This is a genomic window from Burkholderia sp. MSh2, assembly GCF_000731655.1.
GTDB lineage: Bacteria > Pseudomonadota > Gammaproteobacteria > Burkholderiales > Burkholderiaceae > Burkholderia > Burkholderia paludis.
In genome coordinates this window covers 75,289-93,420 of the sequence record NZ_JPGM01000019.1, presented here as the reverse complement: position 1 = coordinate 93,420, position 18,132 = coordinate 75,289, and the positions used below count along the sequence as shown (strand labels likewise).

Annotated in this window: 18 protein-coding genes; 3 read left to right on the top strand and 15 right to left on the bottom strand. The window is 68.8% G+C overall.

Annotated features, from left to right (window positions below; all coding sequences use genetic code 11):
- Positions 1 to 104 precede the first annotated feature (104 nt).
- The 4 genes from GQ57_RS13170 to GQ57_RS13155 all read right to left on the bottom strand — a co-directional run bounded on the left by GQ57_RS13170 (position 105) and on the right by GQ57_RS13155 (position 4,707).
- Entirely contained in the window at positions 105 to 809 is a 705-nt protein-coding gene (locus GQ57_RS13170; RefSeq protein ID WP_031398888.1) for a hypothetical protein, read from the bottom strand.
- A 208-nt stretch (positions 810 to 1,017) separates the two neighbouring features.
- Complete coding sequence (locus GQ57_RS13165) at positions 1,018 to 1,581, bottom strand: barstar family protein (protein ID WP_031398889.1); 564 nt, start codon at positions 1,579 to 1,581, stop codon at positions 1,018 to 1,020.
- 16 nt (positions 1,582 to 1,597) lie between these two features.
- Positions 1,598 to 2,029: a ribonuclease domain-containing protein gene (locus tag GQ57_RS13160; RefSeq protein ID WP_031398890.1), complete on the bottom strand. Its 432-nt coding sequence runs from the start codon at positions 2,027 to 2,029 to the stop codon at positions 1,598 to 1,600.
- A 377-nt stretch (positions 2,030 to 2,406) separates the two neighbouring features.
- Complete coding sequence (locus GQ57_RS13155; protein ID WP_031398891.1) at positions 2,407 to 4,707, bottom strand: NADP-dependent malic enzyme; 2,301 nt, start codon at positions 4,705 to 4,707, stop codon at positions 2,407 to 2,409.
- A 178-nt stretch (positions 4,708 to 4,885) separates the two neighbouring features.
- Here GQ57_RS13155 and thiL point away from each other — a divergent pair, with 178 nt between their 5' ends.
- Genes thiL through GQ57_RS13140 form a run of 3 tightly spaced genes read left to right on the top strand, consistent with a single transcriptional unit; the run spans position 4,886 to position 6,951 of the window.
- The gene (gene thiL / locus GQ57_RS13150) at positions 4,886 to 5,884 is read left to right on the top strand and encodes a thiamine-phosphate kinase (RefSeq protein ID WP_031398892.1); all 999 of its coding nucleotides are present in this window, start codon (positions 4,886 to 4,888) and stop codon (positions 5,882 to 5,884) included.
- Complete coding sequence (locus GQ57_RS13145; RefSeq protein ID WP_031398893.1) at positions 5,874 to 6,419, top strand: phosphatidylglycerophosphatase A family protein; 546 nt, start codon at positions 5,874 to 5,876, stop codon at positions 6,417 to 6,419. Before thiL ends, GQ57_RS13145 begins: the two co-directional genes overlap by 11 nt.
- A 31-nt stretch (positions 6,420 to 6,450) precedes the next feature.
- Positions 6,451 to 6,951 (top strand): CinA family protein, encoded by a 501-nt coding sequence (locus GQ57_RS13140; protein ID WP_031398894.1) that lies wholly within the window; start codon positions 6,451 to 6,453, stop codon positions 6,949 to 6,951.
- A gap of 382 nt (positions 6,952 to 7,333) precedes the next feature.
- Here GQ57_RS13140 and pyrF read toward each other — a convergent pair whose 3' ends face one another.
- From pyrF to GQ57_RS13085, 11 genes are all read right to left on the bottom strand, one after another.
- Entirely contained in the window at positions 7,334 to 8,176 is an 843-nt protein-coding gene (pyrF, locus tag GQ57_RS13135) for an orotidine-5'-phosphate decarboxylase (RefSeq protein WP_031398895.1), read from the bottom strand.
- A 39-nt stretch (positions 8,177 to 8,215) separates the two neighbouring features.
- Positions 8,216 to 9,277 carry an aldose 1-epimerase gene (locus GQ57_RS13130; RefSeq protein WP_031398896.1) on the bottom strand — a complete coding sequence of 354 codons (1,062 nt, stop codon included), beginning with the start codon at positions 9,275 to 9,277 and terminating at the stop codon, positions 8,216 to 8,218.
- Positions 9,278 to 9,326: 49 nt separating this feature from the next.
- Positions 9,327 to 10,115: an SDR family NAD(P)-dependent oxidoreductase gene (locus tag GQ57_RS13125; protein ID WP_031398897.1), complete on the bottom strand. Its 789-nt coding sequence runs from the start codon at positions 10,113 to 10,115 to the stop codon at positions 9,327 to 9,329.
- Between the two features lie 29 nt (positions 10,116 to 10,144).
- On the bottom strand, positions 10,145 to 11,161 hold the full coding sequence (araH, locus tag GQ57_RS13120; RefSeq protein WP_031398898.1) for an L-arabinose ABC transporter permease AraH: 1,017 nt from the start codon (positions 11,159 to 11,161) through the stop codon (positions 10,145 to 10,147).
- A 70-nt stretch (positions 11,162 to 11,231) separates the two neighbouring features.
- Positions 11,232 to 12,743 carry an L-arabinose ABC transporter ATP-binding protein AraG gene (gene araG / locus GQ57_RS13115; RefSeq protein WP_034198078.1) on the bottom strand — a complete coding sequence of 504 codons (1,512 nt, stop codon included), beginning with the start codon at positions 12,741 to 12,743 and terminating at the stop codon, positions 11,232 to 11,234.
- Positions 12,744 to 12,810: 67 nt separating this feature from the next.
- On the bottom strand, positions 12,811 to 13,806 hold the full coding sequence (locus tag GQ57_RS13110) for an arabinose ABC transporter substrate-binding protein (protein ID WP_031398900.1): 996 nt from the start codon (positions 13,804 to 13,806) through the stop codon (positions 12,811 to 12,813).
- 102 nt (positions 13,807 to 13,908) lie between these two features.
- Positions 13,909 to 14,688, bottom strand: a complete 780-nt coding sequence (locus GQ57_RS13105) for an SDR family oxidoreductase (RefSeq protein WP_031398901.1) — start codon at positions 14,686 to 14,688, stop codon at positions 13,909 to 13,911.
- Positions 14,688 to 15,365, bottom strand: coding sequence for a 2-dehydro-3-deoxy-6-phosphogalactonate aldolase (locus GQ57_RS13100; protein WP_031398902.1), 678 nt, complete (start codon positions 15,363 to 15,365; stop codon positions 14,688 to 14,690). Before GQ57_RS13100 ends, GQ57_RS13105 begins: the two co-directional genes overlap by 1 nt.
- A 23-nt stretch (positions 15,366 to 15,388) precedes the next feature.
- Positions 15,389 to 16,414, bottom strand: coding sequence for a 2-dehydro-3-deoxygalactonokinase (locus tag GQ57_RS13095; protein WP_034198063.1), 1,026 nt, complete (start codon positions 16,412 to 16,414; stop codon positions 15,389 to 15,391).
- Positions 16,411 to 17,310 carry an IclR family transcriptional regulator gene (locus GQ57_RS13090; RefSeq protein ID WP_031398904.1) on the bottom strand — a complete coding sequence of 300 codons (900 nt, stop codon included), beginning with the start codon at positions 17,308 to 17,310 and terminating at the stop codon, positions 16,411 to 16,413. The genes GQ57_RS13095 and GQ57_RS13090 overlap by 4 nt, the downstream gene beginning before the upstream one ends.
- Before the next feature lie 349 nt (positions 17,311 to 17,659).
- Positions 17,660 to 18,058 (bottom strand): EF-hand domain-containing protein, encoded by a 399-nt coding sequence (locus tag GQ57_RS13085; protein WP_034198062.1) that lies wholly within the window; start codon positions 18,056 to 18,058, stop codon positions 17,660 to 17,662.
- Positions 18,059 to 18,132: the final 74 nt, after the last annotated feature.

Genomic DNA, 18,132 nt, shown 5'->3' with positions numbered 1-18,132 from the left:
CCCGGCGGTGCGGCACGCGCCCGCCCTCGATCCCGCAATGCGCGGGATCCTGCCGGCCGCCCCGCCGGCAAGCGGTGTGCGGCGGCGCCGCGATGTATCGCGCCTTACCTGTCGGCCGGCGCACCATCCGGCATCGAATCCCGCAACGCGTCGATCACCGGCATCAGCACGTCTTCGGGGCTACCGGTCGTCCAGCCGCCGTCGAGGCTGTACACATCGATCTTGCCCGTCACCGGCAGCGTGACCGGTGCGTCGTCCAGAACCTGCGCGAGACCGGTCAGGACCGCCTTGAACGCGGCAATGCGCGCCGCATCGTTCTTCAGGCGTCGATCGGGGCCCAGTCTGGCCTCCAGCGCCTTCCCGCCCGGCCCGGCATTCGCCACGCGGCAGGCGAATTCGACGGTCGCGACCGTTGCGCCGGCGACCGCCGGGTTCGGCCGTTGCGATGCCCCGGTCGCCTCGCACGCCGACCGGTTGATCGCGCGCTGATAGGCCGCGGCCATGGTCTCGGCCGACGGACGCAATGCGGCGCCGACCTTCGGCGGCATCGACGCGAGCACGCCGCTGGCCAGATTCTTTCGCAACGACTCGCCGAGCTTCGACAGAACGTCGACGTCGAGCGCGTCCTTCCCGCCGTAACTCGCGCGGACCGCATCGTTGAATGCGCGGGCCTTCGACATGTCGCCGTTGACGAATGCGCCGATGTAAAGGTCGACGGTCTGCTCGGGCGTCAGCGGCGCGGCGTGCGCGACACCCGCCGCAGCCAGCAGGGACAGCACGGCGGCGCGTGCGGAACGGGAAATGCTCATGGGAAGACAGCCCTCTCTCGATGGTTTGTTTTGAGTGCCCGATGCGGCGGCCGCAGCCAGGCTGACCGGGATTGTCGCGAAAAAAAGGGGGCCGATGAAAGACCGGGGCCGGCCTGCGCCACGCCACGCCAGCGCGCGCGCCGTACGCGCGCAAAAAAGCCCGCTCGAAGCGGGCTTCTTGCCGGATCGGCCGCGGGCCGATGCGGGCTTACGCGAACGAGTAGAACACGCGGAACGCGACCTTGCGTTCGGCCCAGAATTCGGCCGCCTCGCGGAACACGTCGAGCAGCGTCTCGCGCCCTTCCTTGTCGAACTTCTGCGCGATCGGCAGCCCTTCGAGAACGATCACGAAACCGGGCTGCGCGCCGGCCTTCGCCACGAGGTCGGTCAGGCTGTCGTACAACGCGTCGTAGTTCTTCCCGAAATGCTTCGGGAACAGGAACGACGTCGCGATCGTTTCCATCACTTCCTGCTTCGACTGCGCGGCGCCGCAATACGCGTACAGGAAATGCTGGCCGAGCCGGCCGGCTTCGTCGGCAAGATCCTGCACGCGGAACGCGCGGATCGACTGCACGAGGTTGGGTCGCACGGTCGTGAAAAGGCTCATAGGCTCCTCGTTCGATGAAAGCCCGGGTTCGGCTTCCTGTTGCGCCGGTGCGCCGACAGCCTGCGCCGCCGCGTGCAGCTGGATCACGCGCTGAAACAGATTGCCGTCACCGGCCGCGAACAGTTCCGCCGCCGCCGTATCGTGCGCGTAGATGGAGTCGCTCATGCCATTCGTCCCGAAGTCATTCAACAATACGTTTAAAACTGTTGTAGTGGTCGCCCGTGTAATAACAGTTGTCGATCCGGCGCAACGGACCGCCACAAACGATCCGGCGCGCGCCGCGGTTGCGGGCGCGCGGCGTCGGCACCGTGTATTCATGGTAGTAGCCGCGCTTCGCTTTCGGCAGGATCCGTTCGCGATTGCCGAATACGACGCCGTCTTTCTCGTACGGATAGGGGCCGCCGGCGCCGATCAGGCCCAGCGTCGTCACGGCCTCGCGCGGAAGACGGGCGGTCGGAATCGTGTCGAGCCCGCTCGCGGCCACGTCGGCCGGAACGGCCTCCCGTGCGTAAGCGGCGGAAACCAGACTGCCCGTCGGCGTGCCGACGATACCCATCGCGAACATCGCGAAGACGGACGCGAGCGCGCCGTTGCGGAGCCACTTGCGTGCCATGAACCAGGGTTCCCGCTGTTAAATCAAGTAGTTGACGACCAACAAAGGCGTTAGCGTAGCGTTATTGGCCGCGCGAATCAATGTCCGTTTGGAGATCGAAAGCCCCGGAATACCCGGAATTGCAGATTTTTTACCCCATAAACACTACATTTATCTTACATAGGATAAAATACGGGCGGCATCTTCCTGAAGGCAAGTCCTGCCTCCTTGCCTCGCTCGCTGCCTGGAGTGGGAAGATGCCGGTAGTTGCTTGAGGGAGGCGCGCTTGCGCCTCTGCCCGGCGGCGTGCCCATCGCGGGCACGCCTCTTTTTGCTTTTGTTTACATTTCGCCCGGCGCGCGGAGCCGGTTCGACCGGCCTCGCGCGCTCGTTCCGGCTCAGCGCGTGGCGTTGACGTCGGCGACCAGCAGCGCCGCCATGTTGACGATGCGACGAACGGTCGCTGATTCGGTCAGCACGTGCACCGGCTGCGCGGCGCCCAGCAGGATCGGCCCGATCGCGATGTTGTTGCCGGCGGCCGTCTTCAGCAGGTTGTACGCGATGTTCGCGGCGTCGATGTTCGGCAGGATCAGCAGGTTCGCTTCGCCTTCCAGCGTCGACTCCGGCAGGATTTCCTTGCGCAGCGCCGCGTCGAGCGCGACATCGCCGTGCATCTCGCCGTCGACCTTCAGTTCCGGCGCGCGTTCCTGCAGGATCGCGAGCGTATCGCGCATCTTCTTCGCCGAAGGGGCGTTGCTCGTGCCGAAATTCGAGTGCGACAGCAGCGCGACCTTTGGCTCGATGCCGAAGCGGCGCACCTCTTCCGCGGCCATGATCGTGATCTCGGCCAGTTCTTCCGGGGTCGGATCGACGTTCACGTGCGTATCGACGAGGAAAATCTGGCGGCCCGGCAGCACGAGGCCGTTCATTGCCGCGTACACGCTGCAGCCCGGGCGCTTGCCGATCACCTGGTCGATGAAGTGCAGGTGGCGGTGCGTGGTGCTGATCGTGCCGCAGATCATCCCGTCCGCCTCGCCCTTCTTCACCAGCATCGAGCCGATCAGCGTCGTGCGGCGGCGCATCTCGACGCGCGCAAGCTGCTCGCTGATGCCCTTGCGCGCCATCATCTTGTAGTACGTCTGCCAGAAGTCGCGATAGCGCTCGTCGTGTTCCGTGTTGACGACCGTGAAATCGGTACCCGGCGTCAGGCGCAGGCCGTAGCGCTGGATACGGTGCTCGATCACCGACGGGCGGCCGATCAGGACCGGCTTCGCGAGTTTTTCGTCGACGATGATCTGGACGGCGCGCAACACGCGCTCTTCCTCGCCTTCGGCGAACACGACCCGCTTCTTCTCTTCCGGCGCGGCGCGCGCGATCTGGAAGATCGGCTTCATCGTCGTGCCGCTGTGGTACACGAACTGCTGGAGGTGGACGCGGTACGCCTCCATGTCCTCGATCGGGCGCGTCGCGACGCCGCCGTCCATCGCCGCCTGCGCGACGGCCGGCGCGATCTTCACGATCAGGCGCGGATCGAACGGCTTCGGAATCAGGTATTCGGGCCCGAACGAAAGGTCCTGGATGCCGTAGGCCGTCGCGACGATGTCGCTCTGCTCGTGCTGCGCGAGTTCGGCGATCGCGTTGACCGCCGCGATCTCCATTTCACGCGTGATCGTCGTCGCGCCGACGTCGAGCGCGCCGCGGAAGATGAACGGGAAGCACAGGACGTTGTTGACCTGGTTCGGGTAATCGGTGCGGCCGGTGGCCAGCACGGCGTCCGGGCGCACTTCGAGCGCGAGCTCCGGCAGGATTTCCGGAGTCGGATTCGCGAGCGCGAGGATCAGCGGGCGCTCCGCCATGCCCTTCACCATCTCCTGCTTCAGCACGCCGGCGGCCGACAGGCCGAGGAAGATGTCCGCGCCGTCGATCACTTCGGCCAGCGTCCGTGCGTCGGTTTCGCGTGCGAAACGCTCCTTGTCCGGATCCATCAGCTCGGTGCGGCCCTTGTAGACCACGCCGGCCAGGTCGGTCACGATGATGTTCTCGAGCGGCAGCCCGATATCGACCAGCAGGTCGAGACACGCGAGCGCGGCCGCGCCCGCGCCGGACGCGACGAGCTTGACCTTCTTGATGTCCTTGTTGACGACCTTCAGGCCGTTCGTGACGGCCGCGGCCACGACGATCGCGGTGCCGTGCTGGTCGTCGTGGAACACCGGAATCTTCATCCGCTTGCGCGCTTCGCGCTCGACGATGAAGCAGTCCGGCGCCTTGATGTCTTCCAGGTTGATCCCGCCGAAGGTCGGCTCCAGCGCGGCGATCACGTCGACGAGCTTGTGCGGGTCCGACTCGTTCAGCTCGATGTCGAACACGTCGATGCCCGCGAACTTCTTGAACAGCACGGCCTTGCCTTCCATCACCGGCTTCGACGCGAGCGGGCCGATGTTGCCGAGCCCGAGCACCGCCGTGCCGTTCGTGACGACGCCTACCAGGTTGCTGCGCGCGGTGAAGCGCGCCGCGTTGAGCGGGTTCTCGACGATCTCCTCGCACGCATACGCCACGCCCGGCGAGTACGCGAGCGCGAGGTCACGCTGGTTGATCATCTGCTTGGTCGGGGCGATCGCGATTTTCCCGGGCGTCGGGAATTCGTGATAATCGAGCGCGGCTTCGCGGAGCTTGGCTTTGGAGGAGGATTGCGTGGACATGTGTCTCGTGACGGGCGGATTAGAATAACTCTTCGACGGGGCATTGTAGCGCCAATCACCGGCCGCCAGACCTGCGATTCGGGTGCAACAGCCGCGACAAAAATGTACCGAACGGTGCAGGAACCCCGCCGTCCGCCTCGTACAATGCCGTTCCCTCTATCGTTTCGGATCATCCGCCGTGCCAGCCGCCCTCTCCGAGTTTTCGCTGATCGAACGCTTCTTCACGCGCCGCGCCGCCCGCGGGGCACGCGTGTCGACGCTCGGCATCGGCGACGATTGCGCGCTGATCGAGCCACGATCCGGAAAGTTGATGGCGATTTCAACGGACATGCTGGTGGAAGGCCGCCATTTCTTCCCCGATGTCGCAGCCGACGCGCTCGGCCACAAGACGCTCGCGGTCAACCTGTCCGATCTCGCGGCGATGGGCGCCGAGCCGCGCGCGTTCACGCTCGCGTGCGCGCTGCCGCGCGCCGACGCGGCGTGGCTCGAGGCGTTCGCCGACGGGCTGTTCGCGCTTGCCGAGCGGTTCGGCTGCGAGCTGATCGGCGGCGATACGACGAGCGGGCCGCTGAACCTGTGCGTGACCGTGTTCGGCGAGGTCGCGCCCGACGCGGCATTGCGGCGCGATGCCGCGCGCGACGGCGACGACGTCTGGGTGTCCGGCACGCTCGGCGACGCACGCGCGGGCCTCGGCGTCGCCCGCGGCGAATGGGCGGCCGGCGCGGCAGAAGCCGCCGCGTTCCGGCGCGCGCTCGAGCGCCCCGAGCCGCGCATCGCGCTCGGCCTGGCGCTCGCGGGCGTCGCGCACGCGGCGCTCGACATCTCGGACGGCCTCGCCGGCGATCTGCAGCACATCCTCGCCCGCTCGAACGTGCGCGCCGAAATCGACGCCGACGCGGTGCCGCGCTCGGCCGCGCTCGCGACGCTGCCGCCCGATGTGCAGCGACGCTGTACGCTCGCGGGCGGCGACGACTACGAACTCTGCTTCACCGCGCCGGCCGCGGCCCGCGCGGCGGTCGAGGCGGCCGGCGCGACGGCCGGCGTGGCGGTCACGCGAATCGGTACAATACGCGCGTTGTCCGCGCCGTCGGAACCGCCCGCGATCGCGTGGTACGACGCTGCCGGCGCGCCCCTCGCTCTCACGTTGCACGGTTTCGACCACTTCCATGCAGACTGACCCGACGCCCGCGCACGCCGCGGCTGCTCCCGGCGCCGCGCCGAAGGCGCGGCAGCGCGTGACCGCACGCTTCATGCTGTCGCACCCGGCGCACCTCGTGTCGCTCGGCTTCGGCAGCGGGCTCGCGCCGATCATGCCCGGCACGTTCGGTTCGCTGTTCGGCTGGCTCACGTTCGTGCTGCTCAACCGCTACCTGGCGGTGCCCGAATGGTGGGCGCTGATCGCGATCGGCTTCGTGGCGGGCACGTGGCTCACCGGTTTCACCGCGAGGAAGATGGGCACCACCGATCCGGGCGCCGTCGTCTGGGACGAGATCGTCGCGATCTGGCTCGTGATGCTGTTCGTCACGCCCGCGACCTTCGTCGGCCAGCTATGGGCGTTCGTCGTGTTCCGCTTCTTCGACATGCTCAAGCCGCCGCCGATCCGCTATTTCGACCGCCGCCTGAAAGGCGGGCTCGGCATCATGGTCGACGACCTGGTCGCCGCGTTCATGACGCTGCTCGTGATCGCCCTGTGGCGCTCCGTCGTCGGCTGACCGATTTCCCGACTCCCGTTTCCCGACGCGCATGCCAACCGATTCCGTCGTCCATCAGCTTGCGATCCGCGCAGGCAACAAGCTGCGTGACGAGCATCTGTCGCTCGCCACTGCCGAATCCTGCACCGGCGGCATGATCGCCGCGGCGATCACCGACATTTCCGGCAGCAGCCAGTGGTTCGAGCGCGGCTTCGTCACGTACTCGAACCAGGCCAAGATCGAGATGATCGGCGTGCCGCACGATCTGATCGACAAGCACGGCGCCGTCAGCGAGCCCGTCGCGCGCGCGATGGCCGAAGGCGCGCTGCGCAACAGCCGCGCGCAGGTCGCGCTGTCCGTCACCGGCATCGCGGGCCCGGCCGGCGGCAGCGAGAAGAAGCCGGTCGGCACCGTGTCGTTCGGCTGGAGCAATCGGCTGCATACCGACGTCGAGACGCTCGTGTTCAAGGGCGACCGCGAGCAGATCCGCACGCAGGCGGCCGCGCATGCGCTGCGCGGACTGCTGAAGCTGCTCGACGAACGCGAAGGCTGATCGCCCCCGGCCGCGCTTGCCGGAACGCATCGGGCTTCGCGACGATCCGGTTGCGGTTCGCCGTCACCGGCAGGCCGGGCGACTTCTGCCGCGCGGCCTGCCCGTGCGAAAGATCCCCGCATGGGCGAAGCGCAAGCAAAGCAACGCGGCCTGCGTGCCCGGAACACATCGGGACCGCATGGCCATGGCGTTGCGCCTTTCCTGACCTTTCCGTTGTAGATCGACGGCAAGCGGCAGCATCGCCGCGATTGTCGCGCGGGCGAGCGATGCGGATACGCCGGGAAGTTCCGCGCACGCCGGTGCGAGCCGGGCTGCGCGGGAAACGACGGAAAAGACAGGAGGCGTGGCACCGGCCGCCCGGGCGGGCGGCCGGCACGACCGGTCAACGATGCGCGTTGATCGTGTCGCGGGTCTTCTGTGCGGCGAGCGCCGCCGCTTCGGCAAAATCCTCGCCGTTGCTCGCATACAGGATCGCGCGCGACGAGTTGATCATCATGCCGGTGCCGTCGGCCGTGCGGCCCGCGTTGACGGTCGCCTGCACGTCGCCGCCCTGCGCGCCGATGCCGGGAATCAGCAGCGGCATGTCGCCGACGATCCCGCGCACGATCTCGATTTCGTTCGGGAACGTCGCGCCGACCACGAGGGCGAGCTGGCCGTTCTTCGCGTTCCACTTGTTCGCCGCGAGATCCGCGACGACCTGGTACAACGGGCGGCCCGGATGGCCGGCCGCGCCCGTTTCGAGGAATTGCAGGTCGGAGCCGCCCGGGTTCGACGTGCGGCACAGCACGATCACACCCTTGCCTTCATGCTCGAAATACGGCTCGACCGAGTCGTAGCCCATGTACGGGTTCACGGTGACCGCGTCCGCGCGATAGCGCTCGAACGCTTCGCGCGCGTACTGCTCGGCCGTGCTGCCGATGTCGCCGCGCTTCGCGTCGAGGATCACCGGGAGGCCCGGATGCTGCAGGTGGATGTGCGCGATCAGCCGCTCGAGCTGGTCTTCCGCGCGATGCGCGGCGAAGTAGGCGATCTGCGGCTTGAACGCGCTCGCGTATTGCGCGGTGGCGTCGACGATCTGCCGGCAGAATTCGAAGATCGCGTCGGGCTGGCCGTCGAACTGCACCGGAAAACGCGACGGCTCGGGATCGAGGCCGACGCACAGCAGCGAATTCGTGCGCTGCCACGCGGCGCGCAGCGATTCAATGAAAGTAAGCGGGGAAGACATGGCGGGTACTCGCGGCAAACCGTTGGTAGACCGCGTATTTTACCCGCGTCGCCGGCGTCCCTCGCGTGTCGCGGCATTGCTGCGCGCATCGGCCCGCTCGACGGTGAACGCGAAACGCCGCGTGAGCCGCTCGCCCGGCGCGAGCAGCGTCATCCCGTGCGCGGCCGCGCCGCCCGGCAGGTTCACCGCATTGATCGGATGATCGACCGGCTCGAAGCAGAAGAAATCCTCGCCCGGCGGCGTATAGAGCACGTACGCGTCGGCATCGGCCGCGACCGTCAGCGACAAGCCGCGGCGCGGCCAGCTCACCGTCGCGCGGCCGCCCCAGCCGGTGAACGCGTGATTGACCAGCGTGCCCGGCAGCGGATACGCGACGCCAAACTGCCACGCCGGCGGCACGCTCACGTGCCGCACCGGCAGGAAATCGGCGCCCGACAGCCACAGCCCGCCGGCCGCCGCCGCCAGCTCGGTCGCCGCGTCCCGCACGAGGAACGGATGCACGCCGAGCCCGAACGGCAGCCGGGCACGCCCCGCATTCTCGATCGTCAGCGCAATCGACAGCGTCCCGTCGTCGAGTTCGAACGACTGGAACGCACGGAACGCGTACGGCGCGCCGCCGCTGCGATCGAGCGACAGGTGCAGCGACGTGTCGGTGGCATCGCCCACCTGCCACGGCGCGAGCCAGCCGTCGCCATGGATCGGCAGCGGTTCGTCGCGACGGTTGCGCGGCACCGCGACGCTGCGGCCGTCGCATTCGAAACGCCCGTCGCCGATCCGGTTCGAGTACGGCAGCAGCGGATAGCACGCGAGCTGGTTCGGATCCGTCGCCGCCTCCGGGTGCTCGCAACGGCGGAACACCGGCGTCAGCGCGCCGTGGTCGCCGCGCCAGTCGAAGCGCGCGATGCCGCCGCCCAGGTGCGGCAGCACGTCCAGCCGCAGCGACGCATTCGACAGCGTGACGGCCGCCGCATGCGCGGCGCCGACGCCCTGCGCGAACGCGGCTGTCTGCGGGCCGGCGCTGACCGGCTGCGCGGCGGCGGCCAGCCGCGCGCGGCGCGACTGGCTGGTGGACGACGATGCGCGCGAGGACGTGGCGGTCATGATGAGCTCCTTTCCTTCGTCGAAGAAACGATGCGGGTCGTGCGAACGGTCAGGCCCAGCCGCCGTCGACGATCAGGTCCTGCGCGGTGATCATCCGGCTGTCGTCGGCCGCCAGAAACAGCGCCATGCGTGCAAGATCGGCCGGCAGCAGCTCGGCGTCGAGGCACTGGCCGGCCTTGATCGCCGCGCGGCCCGCGTCGTCGAGCCACAGCCGGCGCTGCTTGTCGGTCATCACCCAGCCGGGCACCAGCGAGTTCACGCGGATGCCGAACGGGCCGAGATCGCGCGCCAGCCCGCGCGTCAGCCCCTGCACGGCCGCCTTCGCCATCACGTAGACGGGATAACCGCCGTTCTTCAGCATCCAGCTGATCGAGCCGAGATTGATGATCGCGCCGCCGCCCCGCTGCTTCATGTCGTCGATCACCGCCTGCGCCGCGAAGAACTGGTGACGCAGGTTCACCGCGATGCCCGCGTCGAACGACGCCGGCGTCACGTCGCCGATCGCGTGGCGCGCGTCGTTCGCCGCATTGTTCACGAGCACCGCGATCGCGCCGATGCGGGCGCGGATCGCGTCGATCGCACCGCGCAGCGCGTCGATGTCGGTCAGGTCGCACGGCAGGAACAGCGGCGCGTGGCGCGCGTGCGCGAGGCTTTCAGCCAGCGCGGCACCGGCCGCCGCATCGAGGTCGACGAACGCGACGCGCGCGCCCTGCTGCGCGAAGTGCTCGACGAACGACGCGCCGATGCCGGTCGCGCCGCCCGTGATCAGCACCGCGCGATCCTCGAGGCTCGGGTAGCGTGCATGGCGCGCGTCATGCGCGGAAGTGGCGTGGGTCATGCGGTTCGTCTCCATGTCGGCCCGCCCGGTCAGTCGCGCACGCCGCGGTTCTTCAGCTGGTCGAGCAGCACGGCCGCGAGCAGGATCGCGCCGCGCACGAGGTACTGGTAGAACGCGTCGATGTTCAGCAGGTTCATCACGTTCTCGACCGTGCCCATGATCAGCACGCCGATCACGACGCCCGAAATCGTCGCGCGGCCGCCCATCAGCGACACGCCGCCGAGCACGCACGCGGAGATCACGTTCAGCTCGAAGCCCTGCGCGGCGTTCGGCTGGCCCGACGTGATGCGCGACGCGAGGATCACGCCGGCGAGCGCCGTCACCGCGCCCTGGATCAGGAAGATATACACGCGGGTGCGTTCGACGTTGATCCCCGCGAGCCGCGACGCCTCGGGGTTGCCGCCGATCGCGAGCGTGTTGCGGCCGTACACGGTCTGGTTCAGCAGCACGCCGAACGCGATGAAGCACAGCAGCGTGACCCAGATCGGCAGCGACACGCCGAACAGCGTGAGCCCGCCGAGTGCGATGAACGTGTCCGACGACACGCCGACCGCCTGCCCTTTCGACACGATGAAGCCGAGCCCGCGCACGATCTCCATCGTCGCGAGCGTCGTGATCAGCGCGTTGATGCGCAGGTACGCGATCACCGCGCCGTTCACGAAGCCGATCGCGGCGCCGGCCGCGACCGCCGCGACAATCGCGACGAACGTGTTGTCCGTCGCGTTCAGCACCATCGCGCACAGCACGCCCGAGAACGCGACGGTCGAGCCGATCGACAGGTCGAAGTCGCGCGACGCGAGACAGAACATCATCGTGCACGCGACCATGCCGATCTGCGAGATCGACAGCGCGAGGCCGAGCATGTTGTCGATCGAGAAGAAGTGATCGACCGTCAGCGACATCGTCACGAACATCACCGCGAAGATCGCGATGAGGCTGTATTCGGTCAGATGCTGCCACCACTTCTGGCGTTCGTTCTGTTGCGGAACCAGCGCGTCGACCGACGGCTTCGCGGCAGCGCTGGCGAGGTTTTCCCTGACTTGCATGATGGCGTCTCCTGCTCCTGCATCGCGCGGCCCGCGCCGCGCCTGGTCGATTCGAATGTCGTGCGCCGCGTCACGCCGCCTGCGCGGCGCTCGTCTGCGGCAACGCGAGTCTCAGCACCGCGTGCTCGTTCGCCTGCCCGCGCGGCAACTCGCCCGCGATCCGGCCTTCGCGCATCACGACGATGCGGTCGGACACGCCGAGCACTTCCGGCAGTTCCGACGACACCATCACGATCGCGCAGCCGCGCTCCGCGAGCCGGTAAATCACGTCGTAGATCTCGTGCTTCGCGCCGACGTCGATCCCGCGCGTCGGCTCGTCGAGGATCACGACCTTCAGGTCGGGCTCCGCGAGCCAGCGCGACAGGATCGCCTTCTGCTGGTTGCCGCCCGACAGGAAGCGGATCTTCTGGCGCCGGCTCGGCGTCTTGATCTTCAGCCGCTGGATGAAGCGGTCGGCCGTCTCGCTTTCGGCCCTGCGGTTGAGGAAGAGCCCGGCGCGCAGCGAATGGCGGCGGCAACTGATGTTGATGTTCTCCGCGACCGACGCGATCGCGATGATCCCCTCTTCCTTGCGGTCCTCGGGGCACAGCACGATGCCGTGGCGGATCGCGTCGCCGGTGCGCTTCACGTCGATGCGCGCGCCGTCGAGCGTCAGCACGCCCGCGCGCCGGCGGTCCGCGCCGTACACGAGCCGCATCAGTTCGCTGCGGCCCGCGCCGACCAGCCCGAAGAACCCGACGATCTCGCCCGCGCGCACCGCGAAGCTCGCGGGTTCGCGCAGCGCCGGGCCGTCGATGCCTTCGACCGAGAACCGCACGTCGCCGAGCGCGCGCGGCGCGTAGTGGTAGATATCCGAAATCTCGCGCCCGACCATCTCGGCGACGAGCCGTTCGCGCGGCACCTCGCCGAGCGACGCATGCGACGCGATCTTGCGCCCGTCGCGGAAGATCGTGCACGCATCGCACAGCCGGTAGATCTCGTCCATCCGGTGCGAGATGTAGATCAGCGCGCGGCCCTGCGCACGCAGGTCGTCGACGAGCTTGAACAGCACCTCGGTCTCGCGATGCGACAGCGAGCTGGTCGGCTCGTCGAGCGCGATCACGCGCGCGTTGCGCATCAGTGCCTTGCAGATCTCGACCATCTGCCGCTGCGCGATCGACAGCCGCCCGAGTTTCGCGTCGGGATCGAGATCGACGCCCATCGCCGCGAGCCGCTCGCGCACGTAGCGCTTCGCCTCGCGCTTCCGCACCCAGCCGAACGCGTTCGGCAGGCGGCCGAGCAGCAGGTTTTCCGCGACCGTCAGGTCCGGCACGTACTGCAGCTCCTGGTGGATCACCGCGACGCCGGCCGCGATCGACGCGGCCGCATTCGCGAACTGCACGGGCCGGCCGTCGACCAGCACGCTGCCCGCATCGGGCTGGTATTCGCCGCCGAGAATCTTGAGCAGCGTCGACTTGCCCGCGCCGTTCTCGCCCATCAGGCCATGCACCTCGCCCGCGTGCACGTCGAACGAAATGCCGTCGAGTGCGCGCACGCCGGGAAAGACCTTGCCGATATTGTCAAAACGCAGTGCAGCTGACACGTCGTCTCCCCACATCCGGATCGATCGACCGCCGGCCGCCGCATCGCCGCGGCAGCCGGCGGGACGCTTACTTCGACGCGAGCCCCATCTCGTCGCGCACCTTCGACACGTTGTCGCGCGTCGCGAGCATGCCGGTCGTCAGCGTCAGCGGCGGCGGTGCCTTGCCCTGCGTGATCCACGTGTACATCAGGTCCGAGGTTTCCTCGCCGTGGCGCTTCGGGCTGATGATCACGGTGCCGTAGAAGCCGGTCGGCTGCGGCTTCTTGAACTCGTTCAGCGCCGAGTCGGAGCCGCCGATGCCGATGCCGATCATGTTGTCCGCCTTGAAGCCGCGCCCTTCGGCCGCGCGTACCGCGCCGAGCACGGCCTCGTCGTTCAGGCCGTACGCGACCCAGTGCTTGAACTGCGGGTTCTTCGTGAGTGCGATATTCGCCGCGTTGAACGCATTCTCGGTGTCGGTCTTCGCCTGCGGCGCCGCGATCACGTTCGCCTTCGGAAAGCCCGCGGCCACCAGCGCATCGGTCGCGCCGGTCGTGCGGTCGTGCGCGGTCGGCAACTGCTCGTAGGTGATGTCGATCGCGCCGACGTCCTTCATGTCCCAGCCGCGCTTCCTGATCTCGGCCGCGATGCCGTCGCCGACCTGCTTGCCGATGTTGTACGCGGAGATCCCCATGTGCGGCACCGACTCGAGTGGCTTGCCCGCGCCGTCGACGAGGCGGTCGTCGACCGTCATCATCTTCAGGCCGTGCGACTTCGCCTTCGCGACGATGCCTGGCCCGAGCTTCACGTCGGGCGTGCAGATGATGAAACCCTGCGCCTTCTGCGCGGACAGGTTGTCGATCGCGCTCATCACCTTCTCGCCCGACGGCGCGCCGATCTTCACGAGCGTGAAGCCCTTTTCCTTCGCGGCGATCTCCGCGAACTTCCACTCGTCCTGGAACCACGGCTCTTCCGGCTGTTTCACGAGAAAGCCGATCTTGACCGGATCGGCCGCGTGCGCAAGCGGGCTCCCGATCACCACCGCGGCCGCGGCGGCCAGCGTTACGAACGTTCTGCGTCTCATCTCCAGTGTCTCCTTGTCTTCATCGAACAGGATGCAGCCGCTTGTTGGTTTCGACGCAGCGTGCGCGCGGCCGTCGCACGTGCGGTCTTTCGAATCGTCGCGTCAGTCGTGGTACAGCGCCGCGCGCCCGCCGTCGACGGTGATGCATGCGGCATTGATGAAGGGCGCTTCGTCGGACGCCAGGAACACGGCCGTCATCGCGACCTCCTCCGGCCGGCCGATCCGCTTCATCGGCTGCAGCGCGAGCGTCGCGGCGCGCGCGGCGGCCGGATCGGGCTGCGCGTCCCACCAGTCGCGCGTGAGCTGCGTCTCGATGTAGCCCGGCGCGATCGCGTTCACGCGTACGTTGCGCGCCGCGTATTCGACGCCGAGCGCACGCGTGAGGCCCAGCACGCCGTGCTTCGCGACCGGGTACGGAAAACAGCCCGGGATGATCCTGAATGCGTGCGTCGACGCGATGTTGACGATGCTGCCGCGACCGCGGTCGACCATGCCGGCCAGCGCCGCGCGGCAGCCGTGCCACACGCCGTCGAGATCGACCGCAAAGCAGCGGCGCCAGTCGTCGTCGGTCATCGTCAGCGGATCGGCGAACACGTTGATGCCCGCGTTGTTCACCAGCACGTCGAGCGGGCCGAACGCCGACTCCGTCCGCGCGACGGCTTCATGCACCGACGCCTGCAGCGCGACGTCCGCCTGCAGCGGCAGCACGCGCGCGCCGTCGGTGTCGTGCGCGATCGCGGCGGCTGTGTGCTGCGCCTGCGGGAAGTCGAGGTCGACGAGCGCCACGGCCGCGCCCTCGCGGGCGAACGCGCGGGCGATCGCGGCGCCGATGCCGCGGCCCGCGCCCGTCACCATCGCAACCTTGCCCGCGAGGCGGCCCATCATGCGGCTCCGCCGCGCGCGGCGCGCCAGCCGGCCTGGAACGCACGCGCGTTCGCCGCGGTCGCGTCGGCCGCCTGGCCGGGCCGGTACAGCGCCGAGCCGAGCCCGAAGCCGTTCGCGCCGGCCGCGAGGAACGGCTGCATGTTGTCGGGCAGGATGCCGCCGACCGGAATCAGCGGCACCGCGCGGTCGATCACCGCGCGCCACGCCTTCACGACCGGCACGCCGAGCTGCTCGGCCGGGAACATCTTCAGCACGTCGGCGCCGTTCGCGAGCGCCGCGAACGCTTCGGTCGGCGTCGCGACGCCCGGTGCGCTCGCGAGGCCGCGCTCGCGTGCGCGGCGGATCACGGCCGCGTCGCTGTGCGGCATCACGATCAGCGCACCGCCCGCGTCCTGCACGCGATCCACGTATTCCGCGCGCAGCACGGTGCCTGCGCCGACGACCGCATCGTCGGGCAGCGCGCGCCGCAGCGCCGCGATGCTGTCGAACGGGGCCGGCGAGTTGAGCGGCACCTCGACGATCCGGAAACCGGCTTCGTAGAGCGCATGGCCGTGGTCCGCGGCTTCGGCGGGCGTGATCCCCCGCAGGATCGCGATCAGCGGGCACGTGTCGAAGGCGCGCATCAGCCCGGCGTGGGGGGTGTACGGCGCGGGCAACGTAAGGTCGGACGGCATGACGGGGTTCCTCTGCAAGCGGTTCATTGGTCGGCGAAGGCGGGTTCGCCATCGGTGCGCACGAGCCCGGCGCGCGACGCGATCCGCCACAGGCCGCGTTCGGTCGCATGCGCGACGACCTGCGCATGCGGATGGCCGAATTCCTGGAGCGCATCGACGTAGCGCGCGCACAGACCGTCGTCGCCGATCAGCCGCAGCGGCTGGTCCGCGAGCGCGATGCCGCGCTCCGCGAGCATCGCGTCGAGCGCATTGAGTTCATGGCCGATCAGCAGGCCGGACAGATAGTCGCCCTGCGCATCGGGTGCGAGCCGGTCGGTCAGGCCGAGCGTGCGCGTGCTGAAAATCGTCGCGAGCAGCCCCGTGCGCTGCGCCCCGCGCGCGACCGAGACGCCGCGCATGAACGCCGCGCGATCGGGCGACACGCTGGCGCGCATCGTGCGGCCGAGGATCGTGTGGTCGCGCAGCACCGCGAACAACTCGCCCGTCATGAAGGTCTGGAAGCGCTCGATCAGCCCGTCCATGACCCACGCCCATTTTGCGTGCGTGCCCGGCAATCCGATCAGTAGCCCTGAACGATCGGCGCCAAGCATGGGATCGTTCTCGAGTGCGCCGAATATCTGCGTTTCTTCACCGCGCATCACGTCGGGCAATTCGCCCGTCGCGATGACGCCCGGCACGATCGACACCGTCGCGCCGCGCGACGACGTCACCGTGATGAGGCCCGCGACGAGCGCGTCGGCGCCGGCCGGCACCGCGACGTACGGCGCCTCGCGCCAGCCCTGCGCGCTGCCGACCATGCCGGCCGCGAGCACCGGCAGGCCGGGCGTACGGTCGAGCCAGTCGCCGCACGCTTCCTCGAACACCGCGTCGAATGCGCGCGCGCCGCCGCCCGGCACATGCATCACGCCCGCCGCGCGGCTGCGCGTGTCGACGATCGCACCGTGCGCGTCGTACAGATACGCGCGCAGCGACGTCGTGCCCCAGTCGAGCGCGATCAGCGACGGGGAAGCGGAACTGGAATCCGGAACGGGCCGGGTCGAAATCGTCATCGTTTGATCCTGCGGGTACCCTGCGGCGGGCTCCAGCCCAGTTCCGCGGAAATGGCTCGCGCTTCGCGCTGCACGAGCGGAATCAGTTCGTCCATCCGGTCGTGCGGCATGTACGGAATCGTGCTCGCCACCGACACGGCCGCGACGATCGCGCCCGACGCGTCGCGGATCGGCGCGGCCACGCAGCGGATCGACGCCTCGTTCTCCTCGAGGTCGAACGTGTAGCCGCCGGCCGCGTAATGGGCCATGCGCTGCAGGAACGCGCTCGTCTCGGGCCGGTTGTCCGGCTTGAAGTTGACGCCGGCCAGCGCGCGCCGCGCGGCCTCGAACAGCGTGCTCCACAGGTCGGGATCGAGGTCGAGCATCATCGCCTTGCCGATGCCGGTCGACGCGAGCGGCATCCGGTGACCGACCCGCGAGCGCATCTCGAGGCCGCGCGTGCCGGGAATCTTGTCGATATACAGCACGTCGTCGCCGTCGCGCACGCCGAGGTGGATCGTGTCGAGCGTCGCTTCCGCGAGCGCTTCGAGGTGCGGACGCGCCACGGCGGTGAGCGGCATCTGTTCGAGCGCGATCGTGCCGAGTTCGATCAGCTTCGGGCCGAGCAGGTAGCCGCCCTGCACCTGCCGCAGGTAGCGCGCCTGCACGAGGCTGCTGACGAGGCGGTGCGTCGTGCTGCGCGTCGTGCCGAGCGCGGCGCCGATCGCGCGCATGTCGCGCGCGCCGTTCGCGATCGCCTCGAGAATCGCGAGGCCGCGCAGCAGCGTCTGCGTGCCGGCCTGCTGGGCGGCAAGATCGAGCGGCGTGCTGGTCGCGCCGATGCTGTCGGTGAGCGACGCACCGTCCGGCGTCGCGCGCCGGGCGTCGAGTACAAGGGAGTCGGGCATCTTGGTCATGGAACGGGCTTCTTCAACGGAATCGGTGAAGCCGCTCGCGCGACGCCGGAACCGCGTCCGGCATGGCCACGAGGCGGCGGTCGATGCACCGAGTAAAACGCCCGGCGAACTTCATGGAATGTGTCTCCGTGTGCGTCGGGCGCCGCGCGATGCGTGGGTCCGAAGCCGTCGATGTGCTTCGGATTGTAGGAGCGCGTGAACGCGTCTCCAATATTTGAATGTATTGTCCAGATAATGAGAATCCGGCCATGATCCGCCGCGTCCGCGACATGACGGCGGCACCATGCGCAAGGGGGCGGAACCCGCCGTATCGCAGGTTCCGCCCCCGTTTGCTCACCGCGCGCCGCGCTTACTGCTGGCTTGTGCTGCGTGCCTGCATGTAGCGCTGTACGTCCGCGAACGACACGCGGCCGCTGCCGCCGGAATCGATCTGCCGGAAGTGGTTCGCGACATAGCCGAGGCCCGCCGCGCGCGCCTGCGATTCGGTGATCGAACCGGTGTTCTGCGTGTCGGCCGCGCTGAACTGCCGTGCGAGCTTGCGCACCACCTGCGCATGCAGCGCCGCGCCCGTCGTCTGCGTGCCGGCGGTCGCCTTGCGCGCGGCCGGCGGCACGTACGGATCGCCGAGCTGCGCCTGGCGCGCCCGCGCCGGCGCGGCGGTGTCGCTCGCCTGCGCGAACGCGGATACGGATGTTGCGGCACCGGCCCATGCGAGCGCCGCGGCAACGACGATGAAACGATTCTTCATATCAGGCTCCAGTCAGGAATGAGGTCGTCGACGGCCGGCGGGCGGCGCCACGGGCGCCTGCCGCCGGTCTCGCG

Bases quoted from the DNA above. Each gene is read 5' to 3' on its own strand.
- GQ57_RS13170 (WP_031398888.1), bottom strand. From the start codon at position 809: ATGAGCATTTCCCGTTCCGCACGCGCCGCCGTGCTGTCCCTGCTGGCT.
- GQ57_RS13165 (WP_031398889.1), bottom strand. From the start codon at position 1,581: ATGAGCGACTCCATCTACGCGCACGATACGGCGGCGGCGGAACTGTTC.
- GQ57_RS13160 (WP_031398890.1), bottom strand. From the start codon at position 2,029: ATGGCACGCAAGTGGCTCCGCAACGGCGCGCTCGCGTCCGTCTTCGCG.
- GQ57_RS13155 (WP_031398891.1), bottom strand. From the start codon at position 4,707: ATGTCCACGCAATCCTCCTCCAAAGCCAAGCTCCGCGAAGCCGCGCTC.
- GQ57_RS13145 (WP_031398893.1), top strand. From the start codon at position 5,874: ATGCAGACTGACCCGACGCCCGCGCACGCCGCGGCTGCTCCCGGCGCC.
- GQ57_RS13140 (WP_031398894.1), top strand. From the start codon at position 6,451: ATGCCAACCGATTCCGTCGTCCATCAGCTTGCGATCCGCGCAGGCAAC.
- pyrF (WP_031398895.1), bottom strand. From the start codon at position 8,176: ATGTCTTCCCCGCTTACTTTCATTGAATCGCTGCGCGCCGCGTGGCAG.
- GQ57_RS13130 (WP_031398896.1), bottom strand. From the start codon at position 9,277: ATGACCGCCACGTCCTCGCGCGCATCGTCGTCCACCAGCCAGTCGCGC.
- GQ57_RS13125 (WP_031398897.1), bottom strand. From the start codon at position 10,115: ATGACCCACGCCACTTCCGCGCATGACGCGCGCCATGCACGCTACCCG.
- araH (WP_031398898.1), bottom strand. From the start codon at position 11,161: ATGCAAGTCAGGGAAAACCTCGCCAGCGCTGCCGCGAAGCCGTCGGTC.
- GQ57_RS13110 (WP_031398900.1), bottom strand. From the start codon at position 13,806: ATGAGACGCAGAACGTTCGTAACGCTGGCCGCCGCGGCCGCGGTGGTG.
- GQ57_RS13105 (WP_031398901.1), bottom strand. From the start codon at position 14,688: ATGGGCCGCCTCGCGGGCAAGGTTGCGATGGTGACGGGCGCGGGCCGC.
- GQ57_RS13100 (WP_031398902.1), bottom strand. From the start codon at position 15,365: ATGCCGTCCGACCTTACGTTGCCCGCGCCGTACACCCCCCACGCCGGG.
- GQ57_RS13095 (WP_034198063.1), bottom strand. From the start codon at position 16,414: ATGACGATTTCGACCCGGCCCGTTCCGGATTCCAGTTCCGCTTCCCCG.
- GQ57_RS13090 (WP_031398904.1), bottom strand. From the start codon at position 17,310: ATGACCAAGATGCCCGACTCCCTTGTACTCGACGCCCGGCGCGCGACG.
- GQ57_RS13085 (WP_034198062.1), bottom strand. From the start codon at position 18,058: ATGAAGAATCGTTTCATCGTCGTTGCCGCGGCGCTCGCATGGGCCGGT.